21 protein-coding genes are annotated in these 19,771 nt (G+C 52.8%); 14 read left to right on the forward strand and 7 right to left on the reverse strand.

From position 1 onward, the window contains the following. Positions 1-2 precede the first annotated feature (2 nt). The 13 genes from acpP to AMM03_RS00605 all read left to right on the forward strand — a co-directional run bounded on the left by acpP (position 3) and on the right by AMM03_RS00605 (position 11,655). Entirely contained in the window at positions 3-239 is a 237-nt protein-coding gene (acpP, locus tag AMM03_RS00545) for an acyl carrier protein (RefSeq protein WP_055361315.1), read from the forward strand. 6 nt (positions 240-245) lie between these two features. Next, positions 246-1,490, forward strand: coding sequence for a beta-ketoacyl-ACP synthase II (gene fabF / locus AMM03_RS00550; protein WP_090128545.1), 1,245 nt, complete (start codon positions 246-248; stop codon positions 1,488-1,490). 142 nt (positions 1,491-1,632) lie between these two features. After that, on the forward strand, positions 1,633-1,761 hold the full coding sequence (locus tag AMM03_RS14325; RefSeq protein ID WP_255349613.1) for a hypothetical protein: 129 nt from the start codon (positions 1,633-1,635) through the stop codon (positions 1,759-1,761). A gap of 221 nt (positions 1,762-1,982) precedes the next feature. Further along, positions 1,983-3,464, forward strand: coding sequence for a DegQ family serine endoprotease (locus tag AMM03_RS00555; protein WP_090129258.1), 1,482 nt, complete (start codon positions 1,983-1,985; stop codon positions 3,462-3,464). A 455-nt stretch (positions 3,465-3,919) separates the two neighbouring features. Continuing rightward, entirely contained in the window at positions 3,920-5,728 is a 1,809-nt protein-coding gene (gene lepA, locus AMM03_RS00565; RefSeq protein WP_090128547.1) for a translation elongation factor 4, read from the forward strand. Further along, positions 5,728-6,693, forward strand: coding sequence for a signal peptidase I (lepB, locus tag AMM03_RS00570; protein ID WP_090128548.1), 966 nt, complete (start codon positions 5,728-5,730; stop codon positions 6,691-6,693). The genes lepA and lepB overlap by 1 nt, the downstream gene beginning before the upstream one ends. 58 nt (positions 6,694-6,751) lie before the next feature. Continuing rightward, entirely contained in the window at positions 6,752-7,438 is a 687-nt protein-coding gene (rnc, locus tag AMM03_RS00575) for a ribonuclease III (RefSeq protein ID WP_090128549.1), read from the forward strand. Beyond that, positions 7,435-8,349 carry a GTPase Era gene (gene era, locus AMM03_RS00580; protein WP_090128550.1) on the forward strand — a complete coding sequence of 305 codons (915 nt, stop codon included), beginning with the start codon at positions 7,435-7,437 and terminating at the stop codon, positions 8,347-8,349. Before rnc ends, era begins: the two co-directional genes overlap by 4 nt. A gap of 12 nt (positions 8,350-8,361) precedes the next feature. After that, on the forward strand, positions 8,362-9,117 hold the full coding sequence (gene recO / locus AMM03_RS00585) for a DNA repair protein RecO (protein WP_090128551.1): 756 nt from the start codon (positions 8,362-8,364) through the stop codon (positions 9,115-9,117). Positions 9,118-9,124: 7 nt separating this feature from the next. Next, positions 9,125-9,871 carry a pyridoxine 5'-phosphate synthase gene (locus tag AMM03_RS00590; RefSeq protein ID WP_090128552.1) on the forward strand — a complete coding sequence of 249 codons (747 nt, stop codon included), beginning with the start codon at positions 9,125-9,127 and terminating at the stop codon, positions 9,869-9,871. An 11-nt stretch (positions 9,872-9,882) separates the two neighbouring features. After that, positions 9,883-10,278 carry a holo-ACP synthase gene (acpS, locus tag AMM03_RS00595; RefSeq protein WP_090128553.1) on the forward strand — a complete coding sequence of 132 codons (396 nt, stop codon included), beginning with the start codon at positions 9,883-9,885 and terminating at the stop codon, positions 10,276-10,278. Beyond that, on the forward strand, positions 10,275-11,357 hold the full coding sequence (gene nagZ, locus AMM03_RS00600) for a beta-N-acetylhexosaminidase (RefSeq protein WP_090128554.1): 1,083 nt from the start codon (positions 10,275-10,277) through the stop codon (positions 11,355-11,357). Before acpS ends, nagZ begins: the two co-directional genes overlap by 4 nt. Before the next feature lies 1 nt (position 11,358). Beyond that, positions 11,359-11,655 (forward strand): hypothetical protein, encoded by a 297-nt coding sequence (locus AMM03_RS00605; protein ID WP_090128555.1) that lies wholly within the window; start codon positions 11,359-11,361, stop codon positions 11,653-11,655. Positions 11,656-11,687: 32 nt separating this feature from the next. On the opposite strand, the gene lysS is transcribed toward AMM03_RS00605, so the two are convergent. Next, entirely contained in the window at positions 11,688-13,238 is a 1,551-nt protein-coding gene (gene lysS, locus AMM03_RS00610) for a lysine--tRNA ligase (protein WP_090128556.1), read from the reverse strand. 121 nt (positions 13,239-13,359) lie between these two features. Here lysS and AMM03_RS00615 point away from each other — a divergent pair, with 121 nt between their 5' ends. Beyond that, entirely contained in the window at positions 13,360-13,905 is a 546-nt protein-coding gene (locus AMM03_RS00615) for a YggT family protein (protein WP_090128557.1), read from the forward strand. Between the two features lie 35 nt (positions 13,906-13,940). On the opposite strand, the gene accD is transcribed toward AMM03_RS00615, so the two are convergent. From accD to AMM03_RS00645, 6 genes are read right to left on the reverse strand one after another with little or no spacing between them, the layout of a single operon-like run. Beyond that, entirely contained in the window at positions 13,941-14,813 is an 873-nt protein-coding gene (gene accD, locus AMM03_RS00620) for an acetyl-CoA carboxylase, carboxyltransferase subunit beta (protein ID WP_090128558.1), read from the reverse strand. Positions 14,814-14,835: 22 nt separating this feature from the next. Further along, complete coding sequence (gene trpA, locus AMM03_RS00625) at positions 14,836-15,645, reverse strand: tryptophan synthase subunit alpha (protein WP_090128559.1); 810 nt, start codon at positions 15,643-15,645, stop codon at positions 14,836-14,838. Then, positions 15,642-16,937, reverse strand: coding sequence for a tryptophan synthase subunit beta (trpB, locus tag AMM03_RS00630; RefSeq protein WP_090128560.1), 1,296 nt, complete (start codon positions 16,935-16,937; stop codon positions 15,642-15,644). The genes trpA and trpB overlap by 4 nt, the downstream gene beginning before the upstream one ends. 4 nt (positions 16,938-16,941) lie before the next feature. Next, on the reverse strand, positions 16,942-17,625 hold the full coding sequence (locus AMM03_RS00635) for a phosphoribosylanthranilate isomerase (RefSeq protein ID WP_090128561.1): 684 nt from the start codon (positions 17,623-17,625) through the stop codon (positions 16,942-16,944). A 14-nt stretch (positions 17,626-17,639) separates the two neighbouring features. Then, positions 17,640-18,422, reverse strand: coding sequence for a tRNA pseudouridine(38-40) synthase TruA (truA, locus tag AMM03_RS00640; RefSeq protein ID WP_090128562.1), 783 nt, complete (start codon positions 18,420-18,422; stop codon positions 17,640-17,642). Continuing rightward, positions 18,419-19,765: a type IV pilus assembly protein FimV gene (locus tag AMM03_RS00645; RefSeq protein WP_090128563.1), complete on the reverse strand. Its 1,347-nt coding sequence runs from the start codon at positions 19,763-19,765 to the stop codon at positions 18,419-18,421. The genes truA and AMM03_RS00645 overlap by 4 nt, the downstream gene beginning before the upstream one ends. Positions 19,766-19,771: the final 6 nt, after the last annotated feature.

Consider the following 19,771-nt stretch of genomic DNA (forward strand, 5'->3'; position numbering starts at 1 on the left):
CCATGAGCGATATCGAAGCACGTGTCAAAAAAATCATTGCTGAACAACTCGGCGTTGAAGAGTCACAAGTCACACCAGAGAAAGCATTCGTTGCCGACCTGGGCGCAGACTCACTGGACACAGTTGAACTGGTGATGGCCTTAGAAGACGAATTCGGAATTGAAATTCCAGACGAAGACGCTGAGAAAATCACAACCGTCAAAGCAGCCATTGATTACGCCCAAAGCAAAAAGGCTTGATCTGAGATGACCCGTCGTCGCGTTGTTGTCACGGGCCTGGGATGTATCAGCCCCGTTGGAAACACGGTGGCTGACGCATGGGCCAATCTCTTGGCAGGCCAATCTGGTATTGGTCTGATTTCTAAATTTGATACCTCGGCCTTCTCTTGCAGAATTGCAGGCGAAGTCAAAGGTTTCAATTTAGAGCAGTACATCAGCGCCAAAGAAGCGCGCACGATGGACTCCTTCATTCATTACGGTATTGCCGCAGCAGTGCAAGCTGTTGAGGATGCTGGTCTTCCTACAGGCGATGCCTTGGACGATGAATTGGCCACGCGCATAGCGTGCATCATCGGATCCGGCATTGGTGGTTTGCCCATGATTGAGCAAACGCATGTGGAATACACAGCGCGCGGTCCCCGAAGAATTTCTCCTTTCTTTGTGCCAGCTTCCATCATCAACATGATTGCTGGCCATGTCTCCATGCGTTTTGGTTTCAAAGGCCCTAATTTGGCCGTTGTGACTGCATGCACCACAGGTCTTCATTGCATTGGCGAAGCCAGTCGCATGATTGAATATGGTGATGCCGACGTGGTGGTGGCAGGTGGCTCTGAAGCCACTATTTCTCCATTGGGCTTGGGTGGCTTTGCCGCCATGCGCGCCTTGTCTACCCGCAACGACGATCCATCAGCAGCATCGCGTCCTTGGGACAAAGACCGTGATGGTTTTGTCTTGGGCGAAGGCGCTGGTGTCATGGTGGTTGAAGAGTACGAACACGCCAAAGCTCGCGGCGCCAAAATTTACGCCGAAGTTTGCGGCTACGGCATGAGTGCCGATGCGGGGCACATGACTGCGCCCAGCATGGACGGACCTCGTCGTGCCATGGTATCTGCCATGCGCAACGCAGGGATCAATGCCGATCAGGTCGGTTATCTGAATGCTCACGGCACGTCCACACCTTTGGGTGATGTCAACGAAACCAATGCCATCAAAGCAGCCTTAGGCGATCACGCCAAGAAAACAGTGGTCAGCTCTACCAAGTCCATGACAGGTCACTTGTTGGGCGGTGCTGGCGGCATTGAAAGTGTGTTCACGGTACTGGCTTTGCACCATCAAAAAGTACCACCGACGATTAATTTAGACAATCAAGATCCAGAATGCGATTTGGATTACTGTGCCAACACGGCGCGCGATGTCAACATTGAATATGCCCTGAAAAACAATTTTGGTTTTGGCGGTACCAACGGCAGTTTGGTCTTCCGTCGGATCTAATTCTTTTGAATTCAAACGCCCCATCGGTCGACTACCCGGTGGGGCGTTTTTCTTTGTCTGTTAGGTTGGCTTTTGCATTGGCTTTAGCGTCTATCGTGCTAATTGTTGGCGCTCTCTGGTGGGGGTATTTTTCGGATGGGCAATGGAAACTCTTGCTTCCCCTGTGGGCGATGTGTTGCTGGTTTTCATTTTCGACATTAAAACGTGGTCAACCAAAGTGCTGGTTGTCTTGGGATGGCAGCATGTGGCGCGTTCTAACTTTGTTGCCTAATTTTGAAACTGAGCCGCCTTTACAAACCGGTTACGCAATGACCGTACATTTAGATTTTCAGCGTTTGCTATTTGTATCCTTGCGCAATCACCAAGGCGAACACCGTTGGTTTTGGTTGGACAAAGATTCATTTCCTGACCGTTGGCATGGCTTTCGTTGCGCTGTATATTCGCGTTCCGAAGCGTTTTCTTCCTGAAAAAGTATTGGAGTTCATTGTGGTCATGAAAAAAACTGACGTAAAAACATCTCGAATTTTGGTTTCAGTTGTTTTGTCTTTGGGACTTCTTTCTGGCTTGGCAATGCCACTGCAAGCCAGCGCACAACCAGCGGTTGTGAAGGGGTTGCCCGACTTCACTGAATTGGTTGAACAAGTTGGCCCCTCTGTGGTCAACATTCGAACATTGGAAAAAGTTCGAACCCAAAATTTCAGCAGCAACGGCATGGACGAAGAAACGCAGGAGCTGTTTCGCAGGTTTTTTGGCGTACCCATTCCAAATCCCGGCACACCCAGACAGGCGCCCAGACAAGGCCGCACGCCAGCACCTGAAGAATCTCAGCCGCGTGGCGTAGGCTCAGGATTTATTTTGACCGCCGATGGTTTCATCATGACCAATGCGCACGTGGTCGATGGTGCCGATGAAGTCTTGGTCACACTGACAGATAAGCGGGAATTCAAAGCCAAAATCATTGGCACAGACAAGCGCTCTGATGTGGCTGTGGTCAAAATTCAGGCAACAGGTCTGCCCGCTGTCAAAGTGGGTGATGTGTCTCGCTTGAAAGTAGGTGAGTGGGTCATGGCCATCGGCTCCCCATTTGGTTTGGACAACTCCGTCACGGCGGGTATTGTGAGTGCCAAGCAGCGCGACACGGGCGATTACTTGCCCTTTATTCAAACCGATGTGGCCATCAACCCCGGCAATTCTGGCGGCCCTTTGATCAACATGCGCGGCGAAGTGGTGGGTATCAACAGTCAAATTTATTCACGCTCTGGCGGCTTCATGGGTATTTCTTTTTCTATTCCCATGGACGAAGCCATGCGCGTGAGTGAGCAGCTCAGAGCCAACGGTCGGGTGACGCGGGGCCGCATTGGTGTCCAGATTGAACCCGTGACCAAAGAAATTGCAGAGTCCATTGGACTGGGTAAAGCCCAAGGCGCGTTAATCAACAGAATTGAAGCGGGCGCACCTGCAGACAAAGCGGGCTTAGAGGCGGGCGATGTGATCATCAAGATTGATGGCAAGCCAATTGAGAAATCCTCTGACTTGCCCCGACTGGTTGGCAATACCAAGCCGGGGACCAAAAGCACACTGACCATTTTTAGACGAGGTGCTACCAAAGAGTTGAGCATCGTGATTGCAGAGATGGAACCCGAAAAGGTCGCTAAGCGATCAGCAGAACCTGAGGAAAAACCCAAGGCGACCAACTCCGTTCAGGGTTTGGGCTTGGTGGTGGCTGATTTGACGGAAGCACAGAAGTCCGAACTGAAAATCAAAGGGGGCGTTCGCGTTGAGAGTTTGCAAGAGCCAGCGCTCAAAGCGGGATTGCGCGAAGGTGATGTGATTTTGGCCATAGGCAACATTGAAATTGCGCAGGCCAAAGATTTTGTTGCGGCCGTGGCCAAAATGGACAAGTCCAAAGCAGTCAGCGTGCTGTTCAGGCGCGGCGACCTCACTAGGTTTGCCCTGATCAAGCCGAGTTCTTGATCAATGAAATGTCAAGAGTCCCTTTTGAACCACAGGGTTTTCCCAAGGGGAGAAAATATTTTTTATGTTGGTGTTCGCTAACTTTAAGGTGGGTTGAATCTTAAAAATGGTTAAAATCTGAGCACTTGGACCAAGATTCATGGCTAAAAAAGCAGGTATGGCTTCACGATGTGGGATGTCCCGCATCAGTCCACCGGTGATCCACAGAACACCCACAAGTTATTCATCAAGCCCAAGCTTGAATTGTGAATAACTTGTTAATAAGTTTTCTGTTGTGAGCTTGCAACGACCTGCATTGTGGTGTTTTGGGGATGTACGTGTTGGGCTTTTTGCCTACAATGAAGTCCCAACTATCGCAGTTGCCATTGATTGTTGGTTCAGGGCGCGTCCTCATTCGACGCGCCCTTTTTTCTTGTCTAGCCCTTTGAATCTCAAACACTTGTAACTGGTCCTTGATGAATCACATCAGAAATTTCTCCATCATTGCGCACATCGATCATGGCAAATCGACACTGGCCGATCGATTGATTCAACGTTGCGGTGGATTGCAAGAGCGCGAAATGGAAGCGCAAGTTTTGGACTCGATGGACATCGAAAAAGAGCGCGGCATTACCATCAAAGCGCAGACAGCGTCGCTGCAATACAAGGCCAAAGATGGCCAAATTTACAACCTGAATCTGATTGATACACCGGGTCACGTTGACTTCTCTTATGAGGTTTCACGCTCCTTGTCGGCGTGTGAGGGTGCTTTGTTGGTGGTCGATGCCAGTCAAGGTGTTGAAGCCCAAACGGTTGCCAACTGTTACACCGCACTCGACCTGGGCGTCGAAGTTGTGCCTGTATTAAATAAGATGGATTTGCCGCAAGCAGACCCTGAAAACGCCAAAGCAGAAGTCGAAGATGTGATCGGTATCGACGCCAGCGAGGCCATTCCGTGCTCCGCCAAAACCGGTATGGGCATCGAAGAAATTTTGGAAGCCATTGTTGCCAAAATTCCTGCGCCGCAAGGCAATCCCAACGCGCCACTGCGCGCCATGATCGTTGACAGTTGGTTTGATACCTATGTGGGCGTGGTCATGTTGGTTCGCGTCGTTGACGGTCGCTTGGGCAAGGGTGAGCGATTCAAAATGATGGCAACGGGGGCTGTGTATAACGCAGACACCATGGGCGTATTTACGCCCTCTAACGAACCCCGTGAAAGCCTCGAAGCAGGTCAAGTGGGTTACATCATTGCCGGCATCAAAGAGTTGCAAGCCGCCAAAGTGGGCGACACCATCACGCTTGAAAAAAAGCTGCCCAACAATTTAGGACCTGCAGAGCAAGCGCTGCCAGGTTTCAAAGAAATTCAGCCGCAAGTTTTTGCTGGCTTGTACCCCACCGAGGCCAACCAATACGACTCGCTGCGCGATGCTTTAGAGAAGCTCAAACTCAACGATGCGTCATTGCATTACGAAGCCGAGGTTTCGCAGGCGCTGGGTTTCGGTTTCCGTTGCGGCTTCTTGGGTTTGTTGCACATGGAAATTGTGCAAGAGCGACTTGAGCGTGAGTTTGACCAAGACCTCATTACCACGGCACCCAGTGTGGTGTACCAAGTGGTCAAGGGCGATGGCGAAGTTGTCATGGTTGAAAATCCGGCCAAGATGCCCGACCAAGGCAAGATGCAGGAAATTCGCGAGCCCATAGTGACGGTGCATTTGTACATGCCCCAAGACTATGTGGGCCCGGTCATGACCTTGGCCAATCAAAAGCGTGGCGTTCAAATCAACATGGCCTACCACGGTCGGCAAGTGATGCTCACTTATGAGATGCCGCTAGGCGAGATTGTTTTGGACTTCTTTGACAAGCTCAAATCGGTGTCCCGTGGCTATGCCTCCATGGACTACGAGTTCAAGGAGTACCGCGCATCCGATGTGGTCAAAGTCGACATTTTGCTCAACGGCGAAAAGGTCGATGCCTTGTCGATTATTGTGCACCGCACCCAAGCCGCTTACCGTGGCCGTGCTGTGGTGGCCAAAATGCGCGAAATTATCAGCCGTCAGATGTTTGATGTCGCCATCCAGGCGGCCATCGGCGCCAACATCATTGCCCGCGAGACTGTCAAAGCTTTGCGCAAAAACGTGTTGGCCAAGTGCTATGGTGGCGACATTACCCGCAAACGCAAATTGCTAGAGAAGCAAAAGGCCGGTAAAAAGCGGATGAAACAGATTGGTTCGGTTGAGGTGCCGCAAGAGGCATTCTTGGCCATTTTGCAGGTGGAAGATTGATGCAAGTCTTAACGGCTTTTATATTGGCAGCGTTTTGTAGCTACGCTGGGTCTTGGTATTTGGGTTTGATTGAAGGCAACTTTGCTTTGCTGATGCTGATGGCTGTGGTCATTTCGGGCGTCTATTGGGTTGCGGAGCGCTTTTATTTTTGGCCTCAGCGTTTGAAGGCGGTCGAGCAGTTAGACAGCGACAAAAGCAAACGTCAGCAAGAACTTGCCAAATTGGGCATTGAAAGAACGGACACCGATACTGGTGAGGCGCGTCAGCAATTACTCATGCAGCCCTGGTGGCTAGATTGGACGGCAGGCCTGTTTCCGGTCATCTTGTTCATCTTTATTTTGCGTTCATTTTTATTCGAGCCCTTCAAAATTCCGTCCGGCTCCATGATTCCCACCTTGTGGGTGGGTGATCTGATTTTGGTGAACAAATTCCACTATGGTGTTCGCTTGCCTGTGGCCAACGTCAAAGTGACAGAGGGTACGCCCGTTGCACGTGGCGATGTGATGGTTTTTAGGTATCCACCCCGTCCCAGTGTTGACTACATCAAGCGTGTCGTTGGTATCCCTGGCGACGAAGTGGCGTACTTGAACAAAAAGCTGACCATCAATGGTCAAGCGGTTCCGACAGAATCTGTCCCCGAATTTTTTGATGAATCTGTCATGAGGTATTCCAAGCAGTTTCAAGAAAAACTGGGTACTAAAACTCACAATCTGCTGGTGGACGATGACCGACCTGCATTTATTCCGGGCGCTGAAGACTTTCCATTCAAAGACCGCTGCAATTTCACCGTGGAAGGTGTGACCTGCAAAGTGCCAGAAGGGCATTACTTCATGATGGGCGACAATCGCGACAATTCCCTAGATTCAAGGTACTGGGGCTTTGTGCCAGACGCCAACATTGTGGGAAAAGCCTTTTTTGTGTGGATGAATTTTGGCAATTTAGGCCGCATCGGCGGCTTCAATTGAGTTCCAACGCTAGAAAAGCTATGCTCGCATCACACGTTATTTTTGATAGGTCATTGGTTTGAACGACGGTCTTAGTCAATTGCAAACTCGCTTAAAGCACAACTTCAAAGATGCGAGTTTGATAGAGCGTGCAGTCACGCACCGAAGCTTCTCTGCAGATCACAATGAGCGGCTAGAGTTTTTAGGCGACTCTGTTCTCAATTTGGCTGTGGCGCACCTGTTGTATGCGCAGCTCAAACAATTGCCCGAGGGCGATTTGTCGCGCGTCAGAGCCAGCTTGGTGAAGCAAGAAACCTTGCACCAATTGGCTTTGAAACTTGATATTTCGAGTTGCCTCAAATTGGGTGAAGGTGAGCTCAAATCAGGCGGACAGCGCCGTCCCTCTATTTTGGCCGATGCCCTAGAAGCCTTAATTGGCGCAGTCTTTCTGGATGCAGGCTACGAAGTTGCCGAACAATTGGTTCACGGTTTGTTTCAAAACGTAGAGATCAACCCCAGCATGCTGGCGGCCGCCAAAGATCCCAAGACAGAATTGCAAGAGTGGTTGCAAGGCCGTAAATTGCAACTGCCTCAATACAGTGTGGTGGCCACTTCAGGCGCAGCCCACCGACAAATATTTGATGTCGCTTGCGACATTCCCGAACTCAGTCTCTCACAGCACGGAAGCGGTCCTTCGCGCCGCGCAGGTGAGCAAGCCGCGGCAGCTGCCATGCTTGAAATTTTGAAAGTCAAGGCACGCGGATGAACACAGAAACCAACCCCGCCCAACGTTGCGGCTTGGTCGCCATTGTTGGCAAACCCAACGTGGGCAAATCCACTTTGCTCAATGCGCTGGTGGGCCAAAAAATCAGCATCACTTCGCGCAAAGCCCAAACCACGCGTCACCGCATCACCGGCATTCGCACTGAAGGCTCCACGCAGTATGTGTTTGTGGACACGCCTGGCTTTCAAACGCGTCACAACACGGCCCTGAACAAGTCTTTGAACAAAACAGTTCTGGGCGCTGTGGGCGATGTGGACTTGGTGTTGTTCGTGGTGGAAGCTGGCATGTTCAACACGGCCGATGCCAAAGTGTTGGCATTGCTGAAGCCCGATGTACCTGTTTTGCTCATTGCCAATAAATTGGACGCCATCAACCGCCGCGAAGACTTGGCGCCTTGGCTGAAAGAGATGCAAGAGCGTCATCCGTTCACCGAGTTTGTGCCCATGTCGGCCAAAAACGCCAAGGACATAGAGCGCTTGATGGGCTACTGCGAAAAGTACTTGCCAGAACAAGCTTGGTGGTATGCCGAAGATGAGCTGACCGACCGCAGCGAAAAGTTTTTGGCCAGCGAAATTGTTCGTGAAAAACTCTTCCGTTTCACAGGTGACGAGTTGCCTTACACCTCCACCGTGGTCATCGACAAATTCGAAGAAGAACCCAGCCGAACAGCCAATCGCATGATTCGCATTGCCGCCACCATTGTGGTGGAGCGCGAAGGCCACAAGGCCATGGTCATTGGCGACAAAGGCGAGCGCCTCAAGCGCATCGGTACGGAAGCCCGTCAAGAACTCGAAAAACTCATGGACGCCAAAGTGTTCATTGAGTTGTGGGTCAAGGTTCGCTCTGGTTGGGCCGACGACGAAGCGCGCGTTCGCTCCTTCGGTTACGAATAAAAAGCGCAGGCCATGGCCGCAGTCTTGAAACGAATTTCGGATGAGCCGGCCTATGTGCTGCATCGCTACGACTGGAGCGAGTCTAGTCTTATCCTAGAGGTGTTCACACGCCATCAAGGCCGCATTGCTCTGGTGGCCAAAGGCGCCAAAAAACCCAGCTCTTCTTTCCGGCCCGTTCTGCTGCCACTTCAAGCCATCCAAGTTGCTTATGGTGGCGATGCCGATATTCGCACCCTGAAATCGGCCGAGTGGGTGGGCGGACATGTGATGCCTACGGGCGATGCGCTGCTTTCTGGCTATTATTTGAATGAGCTGCTGCTGAAGTTGTTGGCCCGCGAAGATCCCCATCCTCAATTGTTTGATGCGTATGCTGCGACGGTTCGCGTGATGGCAACTGAGCCCGGTGAATTGCTACAAGCCTCACTGCGTGTGTTTGAATTATTGTTGCTCAGAGAAATTGGTTTGTTGCCCAGCTTGAATTGCCAGACACTCACCATGGCCGACTTGGACGAGACGCGAGACTATTGTTTGGTGCCCGAAGGGGGTTTGCGCTTGGCGCATCGTGATGACCGGCATGCCCTCAATGGCGCGCAATGGCTCTCCCTCCAAAATGCTTTGGATGGCATTACACCTTTCACAGACACGCTTCGTTTGAGCTTGGACATGCTCACGCCATTGCGCACCCAACTTCGCACCTTACTCAATTACCATTGTGGTGTCGGTACCCTCAAAACCCGTCAAATGATGATCGACATTCAAAGTTTGTGAGCCTTTCATGACCCAACACACCCAAACGGCCCTTTCCGTCAACGTCAACAAGGTGGCGCTTTTGCGCAACTCGCGCCACTTGGGTATTCCCAGTGTCTTGAAAGCCGCTCAAATGTGCTTAGAGGCTGGCGCACAGGGCATCACCATCCACCCGCGCCCTGACGAGCGGCACATTCGCGCATCCGATGTTGTCGAGTTGGCCGAATTGATGAAGCAGTGGCCCGACCGTGAGTTCAACATTGAGGGCAATCCGTTTCACCAATTGATGGACTTTGTCCGTACCTACAAGCCGCATCAAGTGACTTTTGTGCCCGACAGTGAAGGCCAATTCACCAGTGACCATGGTTGGTCCTTTCCCAAAGATGCCGCACAGCTCACACCTTTGATCGACGAATGCAAGTCATTGGGCGTGCGCGTGAGCTTGTTCATGGACCCTGAACCCGAGCAAATGGCAGCTGTCAAACAAGTGGGCGCGGACCGGGTGGAGTTGTACACAGAGCCCTATGCCGCCACCTTTGGCACCGCTGCCAATGAGGCTTGTTTAGCCAAGTATGTGGACACTGCAAAAGCTGCAACGACCTTGGGCCTTGGCGTGAATGCCGGTCACGACTTAAACCAAGACAATTTGCCCCTGTTTTCACAAGCTGTGTCAGGCCTCTTAGAAGTGTCCATCGGTCACGCCTTGATGGCAGATGCCTTGGAAGTGGGCTATGCAGCCACTGTCCGTGGCTACTTAAAGGCCTTGGGCCGATAAGCCGGGCCATCATGATTTACGGCATTGGAACCGACCTTTGCGATGTGCGTCGCATCAGAGCCAGCTTGGAAAAGCATGGCGATCGTTTTGCGCAAAAAGTCTTGAGCGACGCTGAATTTGCCACTTACAAAGCGCGCGGTGCTAGATGGCCCGAGCGGGGTGTGCGATATGTCGCCACACGTTTTTCTGCCAAAGAGGCTTTTAGCAAAGCCATCGGCATGGGCATGCGCATGCCCATGACTTGGCGTTCTTGTGAAATTGGCAAGTTGCCTTCAGGTCAGCCCGTGATTGTTTTGCACGGCGACTTGAAAACCTGGTTTGAGTCCCAACATCTAAAAGCACACATCAGCGTGACAGACGAAGCCGACTACGCCGGCAGTTATTGCGTGGTGGAAAGAATTGAATGAACATCCAAGCACCTCTGATCATTGACATTGAAGGTTTTGGCCTCACAGCGGTTGACAAAAAGCGCCTTCAAAATCCTTTAACAGGCGGCATTATTTTGTTCGGCCGAAATTGGCAAAGTCGCGCACAACTCACGGCTTTGTGCACGGAGATCAAGGCCATCCGAAAAGACTTGCTCATTTGCGTTGACCATGAAGGCGGCCGTGTGCAGCGCTTTAGAACCGATGGCTTCACCCATTTGCCAGCCATGCGCCGCTTGGGCCAGATGTGGGCACAGGATGGTAAAGGCCTTGAAGGTGAGGGCGTTTTGCAAGCCTGCAAGGCAGCCTCAGCTGTTGGCTATTTGTTGGCGTCTGAATTGCGCTCGTGTGGGGTGGATTTTAGCTTCACGCCCGTGCTCGATTTGGATTATGGTGAGAGCAGTGTGATTGGCGACCGCGCCTTTCACCGAGACCCCAGACACGTCAGCTTATTGGCCAAAAGCCTGATGCACGGCTTGCTTCGTGCTGGCATGGGAAACTGCGGCAAACACTTTCCGGGACATGGCTTCGTCAAGGCCGATTCGCACGTCGACATGCCTATCGACAAGCGTAGTTTGAAAGCTATCTTGAAAGAAGATGCCAAGCCCTATGCGTGGCTGAACAATGAGCTGTCAGCCGTGATGCCAGCGCATGTGATTTACCCCAAAGTAGACGCAAGACCCGCAGGTTTTTCACACACTTGGATTCAAGACATTCTGCGCGAGCAATTGGAATTTACCGGCGCTGTGTTCAGTGACGATTTGTCGATGGCTGGCGCTCGCGTGTTAGATGGCCAATCCATCAGCTTCACGCAAGGTGCTTTGTCCGCTCTTAATGCTGGATGTGACTTGGCGCTTCTGTGCAATCAATCGCTCAAGGGCAGCAAAGTGATTGACGAAGTTTTAGACGGACTGGCCGAGGCGCAAGTCAAAGGCTGGTGGCAGCCCGATGAGCTCAGTGAAGCACGCCGTGTGGCACTCTTCCCCACATCACCCGCTTTGGCTTGGGATGATTTGGTTCGTTCGGTCAACTACCAGCAAGCGCTAGCCTGCTTGCCCTGATATGAAATTCATCGCTTGGATTTTTAAAATCTTCTTCAGCCTATTGGGGCTGGTGTTTGTGTTGGGCACGCTTTGCATTCTCTTGTTTGGGTTGTTGTTCAGCGTTGTTTGGTCTTTGGTCCGCGGGCGCAAACCTGAAGTGGCAGTGGTGTGGCAACGCTATCAAGACATGGCCAAAAACAAAGCGCCCTTTGGCACTTGGAGGTCAGCGCCCAATAACGATGCCGAGGTGGTGGATGTCGAAGCCAAAGAAGTTTCTGAAATGAATCGACCACCGGACCGATTGCCCAAACCCTAAGTCAAAAAAATAGCGCCTGACGGCGCTATTTTTTATTCTTGTTCGCGCTTCAACGCGGGGAACAAAATCACATCTCGAATGCTGGGACTGTCGGTGAGTAACATCATCAAACGGTCAATGCCAATACCGCAACCGCCAGCAGGCGGCATGCCGTATTCCAACGCGCGCACAAAGTCATGGTCAAAGAACATGGCTTCGTCGTCGCCGCTGTCTTTGGCATCCACTTGCGCTTGGAAGCGAGCTACTTGGTCTTCTGCGTCATTCAACTCAGAGAAACCATTGCCAAATTCGCGACCGGTGATGTAAAGCTCAAAACGCTCGGTCACTTCGGGGCGCTCGTCGTTGGCACGGGCCAAGGGTGAAATTTCGGTGGGGTGTTCCATGATGAAGGTGGGTTCCCACAATTTTTCTTCCACGGTTTCTTCGAAGTACAGCACCTGCAAACCGGCCAAAGTTTTCTTGGACAGATTGTTCTTGGCTTCGCTCATGCCCAGCTTTTGCAAGGCTTGAATCAGCCAAGCGGCGTCGTCCACTTTGTCGCCAGCTTCGGTGTGTTTGATGATGGCTTCACGAATGGTGAGGCGAGCAAAAGGCTTGGCCAAATCGACGGGCTTGCCAGCATATGAGAGCTGCAAATGGCCGACGGCTTTCATGGCGGCATCGCGTACCAATTCTTCGGTAAAGCCCATCAAGTCTTGGTAGTTCCAATAAGCCGCATAGAACTCCATCATGGTGAATTCTGGGTTGTGGCGAACGGAAATGCCTTCGTTGCGGAAGTTGCGATTGATTTCAAACACGCGTTCGAATCCACCTACCAACAAACGCTTCAAGTACAACTCGGGCGCAATGCGCAAGAACATTTCTTGGTCCAGGGCATTGTGGTGAGTGACAAACGGACGTGCATTGGCACCGCCTGGAATGGGGTGCAACATGGGCGTTTCAACTTCTAAGAAGTTGTGCTTCACCATGAAGTCCCGAATGCCGCTCACGGCCTTGCTGCGCGCCGTAAAGCGTTTGCGCGCGTCTTCGTCCATCATCAAGTCAACATAGCGCTGACGGTATTTGATTTCTTGATCGGCCACGCCGTGGAACTTGTCAGGCATGGGGCGCAAGCTCTTGGTGAGCATGCGCACGCTAGAAGCGTGAAGCGATAACTCTCCCATTTTTGTTTTGAACAAGTAGCCCTCAGCGGCCACGATGTCGCCCAAGTCCCAATGCTTGAAATCGTTGTAGGCCTCTTCGCCAATGTCATCGCGTGTGACATAAATTTGAAACCGACCTGTGGCATCTTGCAAGGTGGCAAAGCTGGCCTTGCCCATCACGCGTTTGAGCATCATGCGGCCGGCAATTTTGGCTTTGACAGGTGTCACGCCTTCGCCCTTTAAAGCTTCTGCTGCTTTGTCGCCGTGTGCAGCTGTCAGTTCGTCCGCATGGTGTTCAGGTTTGAAGTCGTTGGGGAAGGCCACGCCTTTGCCTTGGGCTTGCGCTTCACGCAGGGCCTTGAGCTTGTTGCGGCGTTCTGCAATCAGCTGGTTCTCGTCAACGACGGGGGTGGTTTGATTTTCTGCTGGCGTGTCTGACATGGATTGCACTTAATGAGTGAGGGCGGTTTAAAACCCGTAAAAACGCTGAATGACAGCGCGAACCCGTTATTTTACGATTCCTTCGGGCTGCCGCTATCATGCACACACTTGGAGGACTTCTGTGTTTCTACAAATTGTCAATTTGATCTTGGATGTAGCCACCGGTTTGGTGGGTGGGGCCTGTTTGATGCGCTTGGTGATGCAATGGCAGCGTTTGCCTTTTCAGAACCCCATTGGTCGCTTTGTGTTTGCTGTAACCGATTGGTTGGTGATGCCCCTTAGGCGCATATTGCCCGCAGTCGGTCGATTGGACACGTCCAGCTTGGCGGCGGCTTGGCTGATGAAGCTGAGCCATTTGCTGGTGATGTGGGCCTTGGGGGGCGCACAAGCCGCATTGCTGGGTGTTTTGATTGCCAGCCTGTTTGGTGTGCTTCACTGGCTGGTCTCTGGCTTGAGCGCCATTATTTTGCTGTATGCCATCTTGTCCTGGGTTCAGCCCAATAGTGGCAGCATGATGTTGTTGTCACGCATTGTGGAGCCTTGGCTGGCACCCATTCGGAATGCCATTCCGCAACCAGGCGGCATTGACCTGTCGCCGCTGGTGCTGTTGGTCATCTTGCAAATTGCCGGCATGTTGCTGGCGGGTTTGCAGTACGGCGGGTTTTAAGGGCAGCGGACGGCGTCCGCTGCTTCTGATCAAGGTCAGCTGACGGCGTCAGCAGATTGGCGTGTCAACATGGCCAATGTGTTGGCCACAGTCATCTTCAATTCACGGCGATCGCAAATGAAGTCGATAGCGCCTTTTTCTTGCAAGAACTCGGCGCGTTGGAAACCTTCTGGCAAGGTGACGCGCACAGTGCTTTCAATCACGCGGGGGCCCGCAAAGCCAATCAGGGCCTTGGGCTCAGCAATGACCACGTCGCCCATGAAGGCAAAACCCGCAGACACGCCGCCCATGGTGGGGTCGGTGAGCACGCTGATATAGGGCAAGCCTTTTTTGGCCAGGCGTGTCAGTGACGCATTGGTTTTGGCCATTTGCATCAAGGACAACAAGCCCTCTTGCATGCGCGCACCGCCGGTAGCCGTGAAGCAAATGAACGGAACTTTTTGTTCGATGGCGGTTTCAACGCCGCGCACAAAACGCTCGCCCACCACGGAGCCCATGCTGCCGCCCATGAAATCAAATTCGAAGCAAGCGGCCACCACGTTGATGCTGTGGATGGCACCGCCCATGACCACCAAGGCGTCGGTTTCGCCGGTGTTGCTCATGGCTTCTTTGATGCGCTCGGGGTACTTGCGGCTGTCTTTGAATTTCAAAGCGTCGACGGGCACCACTTCTTGGCCAATTTCGTAGCGGCCTTCATTGTCCAAAAAGCTGTTCAGACGGGCACGTGCGCCAATGCGGTGGTGGTGGCTGCAAGTGGGACAAACGTTTTGGTTTTGCTCCAAGTCAGTTTTGTAAAGCACGGATTCGCACTGGGGGCACTTGATCCACAAGCCTTCTGGCACGCTGCGGCGGTCGGCCGGGTCGGTGTGCAGAATTTTTGGGGGAAGCAGTTTTTCGAGCCAACTCATGTCGAGGTCCTTATGGATTGTTTCAGGCGTCCATGGCCTGGCGAATGCCACGCAAGAAGTCGCCAGCCACAGCCGCGACTTTATCGCGGGGTTCATTTTCTATCAATTGGATGATTTTGCTACCAATCACGACGGCATCGGCCACTTTGGCAATGGTTTGGGCCGTTTGGGCATCGCGAATGCCAAAGCCAACGCCCACCGGTATGCTCACTTTTTGGCGAATGCGGGGCAACATGGCCTCTACTTCGTCGGTGTTCAAGGCGCCTGAGCCTGTGACGCCCTTGAGCGACACGTAATACACATAGCCGCTGGCCACATCGGCCACTTGCTGCATGCGCTGATCGGTGCTGGTGGGGGCCAACAAGAAAATCAGGTCCATGCTGTGGGCGCGCAGTTTTGCCGCAAATTCAACGCATTCTTCGGGTGGGTAGTCCACCACCAAGACGCCGTCGATGCCGGCAGCTGAGGCGTCGCGAATGAAGCCGTCTTTGCCGTGCTTCAGGTCGTAGCGTTCAATGGGGTTGGCATAGCCCATCAGCACCACAGGCGTGGTGGTGTTGGTCTGTCTAAAGGCTTTCACCATGTCAATGACGTGGGAGGTGCCAATGCCAAATGCCAGGGCTTTGTCGCCGGCTTTTTGAATGACAGGGCCATCGGCTGAGGGGTCGCTAAAAGGAACACCCAATTCAATGACGTCGGCGCCTGCAGCCACCATGGCATGCATTAATTCGGGCGTGACATCGGCAAAAGGAAAGCCTGCAGTCACGTAGGGGATGAGGGCCTGGCGGCCCGTGGCTTTCAGTTGTTGGAAGGTGGCTTCAATGCGGCTCATTTGACAACTTTCACAATTTGCTCGCCCATGGGCAAACCACCTTTGACGCCTTGGCCTTGGCAGCTGGGGCGGCAGTAGAAATCGGCTTGGCTCAGGTCGGCCACAGTGCCGATGTCTTTGTCGCCACGGCCCGACAAGTTGACCAAAATAGATTGATCGGGCTTCATGGTGGCGGCCAATTTTTTGGCATAGGCCACTGCATGGCTGGACTCGAGGGCAGGGATGATGCCTTCGGTGCGGCACAAGTAATGGAAGGCGTCCAATGCTTCCTGGTCGGTGATACCGACGTATTCGGCACGGCCAATGTCTTTGAGGAAAGCGTGCTCAGGGCCTACGCCTGGATAGTCCAAGCCCGCGCTGATGCTGTGCGTTTCTGTAATTTGACCGTTGTCGTCTTGCAAGATATAGGTGCGGTTGCCGTGTAACACGCCTGGACTACCGCGCTGCAAAGAGGCAGAGTGTTTGCCGCTTTCTAAGCCTTCACCCGCCGCTTCAACGCCAATCAAGCGTGTGTTCTTGTGGTTGATGTAGGGGTAGAAAATACCCATGGCATTGGAGCCGCCGCCCACGCAGGCAATGACCGCATCGGGTTGTTGGCTGTGCAAGCCGGTTTGCGCCAAAAGGGTCGGCATTTGCTCGAGGCATTCGTTGCCAATAACGCTTTGAAAATCGCGAACCATCATGGGGTAAGGGTGTGGGCCGGCCACAGTACCAATGATGTAAAAAGTATTGTCGACATTGGCGACCCAGTCGCGCATCGCTTCGTTCAAGGCGTCTTTGAGGGTGCGGCTTCCTGAAGTTACGGGAACCACGGTAGCGCCCAAGAGTTTCATGCGGTACACATTGGGACTTTGACGTTTGACGTCTTCCGCGCCCATATAAACCACACACTCAAGACCGTAGCGGGCGCAGATGGTGGCCGTGGCCACACCGTGTTGCCCCGCGCCTGTTTCGGCAATGATGCGCGGCTTGCCCATGCGCTTGGCCAGCATGGCTTGGCCAATGGTGTTGTTGATTTTGTGCGCGCCGGTATGGTTCAAGTCTTCGCGCTTCAAATAGGTTTGCGCACCGCCCACTTCACGGCTCATGCGAGCAGCGTGGTAAATGGGGGAGGGACGACCTACAAAGTGCGCCAGCTCGTATTTGAACTCGGCCAAAAATTCTGGGTCGTTTTGGTACTTGGCGTAGGCTTCGCGCAATTCAAGGATGGCGTGCGTCAGGGTTTCGCTGACGAAGCTGCCGCCGTAAATGCCAAAGTGGCCAGAGGCATCGGGTTGTTGGTAATTGGACATGGTGTTATTCAATGGCATCGGCTGCTTTGACTGCAGCCACAAATTCTTGGATTTTTCGGGCATCTTTGAGGCCTTTTTGGCCCTCTAGCTCGACACCCGAGCTGACATCAACGGCCAAAGACAGGGCTTTAGGCCGAAGCTGGCGAATGCCATCGGTCACATTTGCAGGCGTCAATCCACCACTCAAAACGAGGTGAGCGTTGACGTTTGGAGGAAGCTGTGACCAATTGAATGTTTTCCCGCCACCGCCATAACCGTCAACATGAGCGTCGAGCAGAATGGCCTGGGCATTTGAATAATCTTGGCAGAATTTTACCAAGTCAAACGAGGCGGTGTTGTCGGTGGGAATTCTGGCCGCGCGCCAGTAGGGGCGTTGTACGGCTTGGGCTATACGATCGCATTCGGCGGGGGATTCGTCGCCATGAAACTGAAGCAGGGCATTGGGCACGGCTTCACAAGCGACCTGAACTTCTTGCAGGCTGGCGTTGGCAAACAAGAGAACGGGCGTGAGGCCCGGTGGCAACAGTTTGGCCAAGACACCCGCACGCTCTGGGCTCACGTACCGGGCGCTTTTGGGGTACATCACAAAGCCAATGGCATGCGCGCCTGCTGTGACGCACGCCAAAACATCGTCCTCGCGAGTGAGGCCGCAAATTTTGATGAAAGTGTTGGGTCTGTCCGTGGTCATTGTGAGGGTCAGGCTCAGGGCAACCAATGAAAGGGTGGGGTGGCGGTAGGCAGTCCCCATTGTGGATCGTACACCGGCCCTTGAAAGTACAAGCCATCAGGCGAGAAAGTGGGGGCTGCAGCATCCCTGCTTTGGCTGGCAATGACTTGGGCCATCCATTCAGGCGGTTGAAAGCCTTGGCCAATGGCCACCATGCAGCCCATGATGTTGCGAATCATATGGTGCAAAAAGGCATTGCCTTCAAATTCAAAGCGCCAGTAGGGCCCATGCCGGTGAATGTCGACGCGCATCATGGTTTTGATGGGCGACAAGGCTTGGCAACTGCTGGCTCTGAACGAAGAAAAGTCGTGCTCGCCCAATAAATACAGAGCAGCTTTGCGCATGGCCTCCTCATCCAGGCTTCTGTAAACCCAACCAACACGCCCCGACTCTAAGCTGGGCCGAACAGGTGATTCCAAAACGATGTAGGCATATCGGCGCGACAAGGCACTGCCACGTGCGTGAAAATCCTGTGGAACTTCTTGAGCCCATTGCACAGAAATATCATCGGGCAAATAACGGTTGGTGCCTCGGATCCAAGACCCCATGTCGCGCTCAAGGGGGGTGTCAAAGTGAACCACTTGCATCAAGCCGTGAACGCCTGCATCGGTTCGCCCTGCGCACAAAGTGGTGACCTTTTGCGTGGTGAATTCTTTCAGGGCCTTTTCCAATTTGTCTTGGATGGTCAGGCCAGTGCTTTGGCTTTGCCAGCCTTGATAGGGCTGACCATTGTAGGAAATGCCCAGCGCAATTCTCACAGCGTTCTCTTTGAAGAAGCTGGCGATTCATGTTCGCTGGCCGATTGACGCGTTTGCGCATTGAGGTCTAGGTTCAAAGCCGCAATGTCTGGCGGAAGTTCTAAAGGACTGGTCGGCTTTAAAGAACTGCTTGATTCGGATTTTTGATTGGGCGGCGTCAAGGTGCTCAAAGCCAATGAGGTTTTTCGACTTTGAATTCTCAAGCCTGCACCGACCGTCAGAATGCCCAGCAGTGTGAGGGCGGCCCAAAGGTAAGAGCTTTTGTGGGGCGATTCAAGCAAATGCTTGATATTGAGCCAGCCTGAACCTGCATCGATGGCCGTGGTTTTTTGTTTGGCAGCATGGGCCACTGTTTGGGCACTCGGGGAGGTCAACTGCACCAGTTCATTGACATTGTTTTGCAGGGCATTCAATTGCTTTTGGGCGTCAATTAATGCGCGCTGTGCAGCCAAGCGGGTTTCTTCATTCTGCTTTTCAATTCGGGCTTGGGTCAGCTTGAGTTGATCGACGCTTTCTTCTGAATTTTTGGGTGCAGGCGTATCTAGCCCAACCTTGCCAGCCAATTGTTTGGACGGTGCTTGGCCTTTGACGAGCTGAGTATTTTGTGAGGCCGCTTGTGAATAGGCGATAAATTCTTTTTGCTGAGCCACCAAAAATTGACGCGCTTCGTCAGCTGGGATGGCACGCACTGCGGTGGAGGTCGGCGCTTTGAGGACTGCACCGGCACGCAATAAATTGACATTGCCTTGAATAAACGCGTCGGGTTGGTTTTTGAGTAAAGCCACCAACATTTGCTGCATGCTCATGTCTTCAATGAGCCACTTTTGGATGATTTGGCTGGCACTCTCGCCTTTTTGAACCACATGCTCTGCAGGCAAGTCTGGCAGCTTGGGTGAGGGCATTGGGGTGGGCGCAGAAGCCAATTGCAAAGGCGTTGCCGCTTGTGTCGGTTTGGCCTTTAGCATCAATGTGAACGCTTTGACCCATTTGGATGAGGCCGTTTGCGCCTCAATCAACAAGTCGACAAAATTGTCTGAAAAACTTTGAGGACTGGAAAGACGAATCCGTTGATTGCCTTCCTTCGTTTCAAAAAGTTCAATTTGCAATTGACCGACAGAAGGCGTGTAAACAAGCCCCAGTTGGTTAAACCTTTCAGCCGGTGCAACTTTGACAACCAGTTGCCCCCATTCTTCAGGGCTTGCATTGATCACACCGAATTCGGCACGAAGCGGCTCCCCTTTGTGTGATTGCACTTCGATGCCCGCCAGTGTCAGTGCCTGCGCACTGAAGCTACAACCTATCCAAAAGACCAGGCGGGCAAAGAAGAGTGCGCTTCTGAACATGTAGTC

Source organism: Limnohabitans sp. Rim11 (assembly GCF_001269365.1).
Taxonomy (GTDB): domain Bacteria; phylum Pseudomonadota; class Gammaproteobacteria; order Burkholderiales; family Burkholderiaceae_C; genus Limnohabitans_A.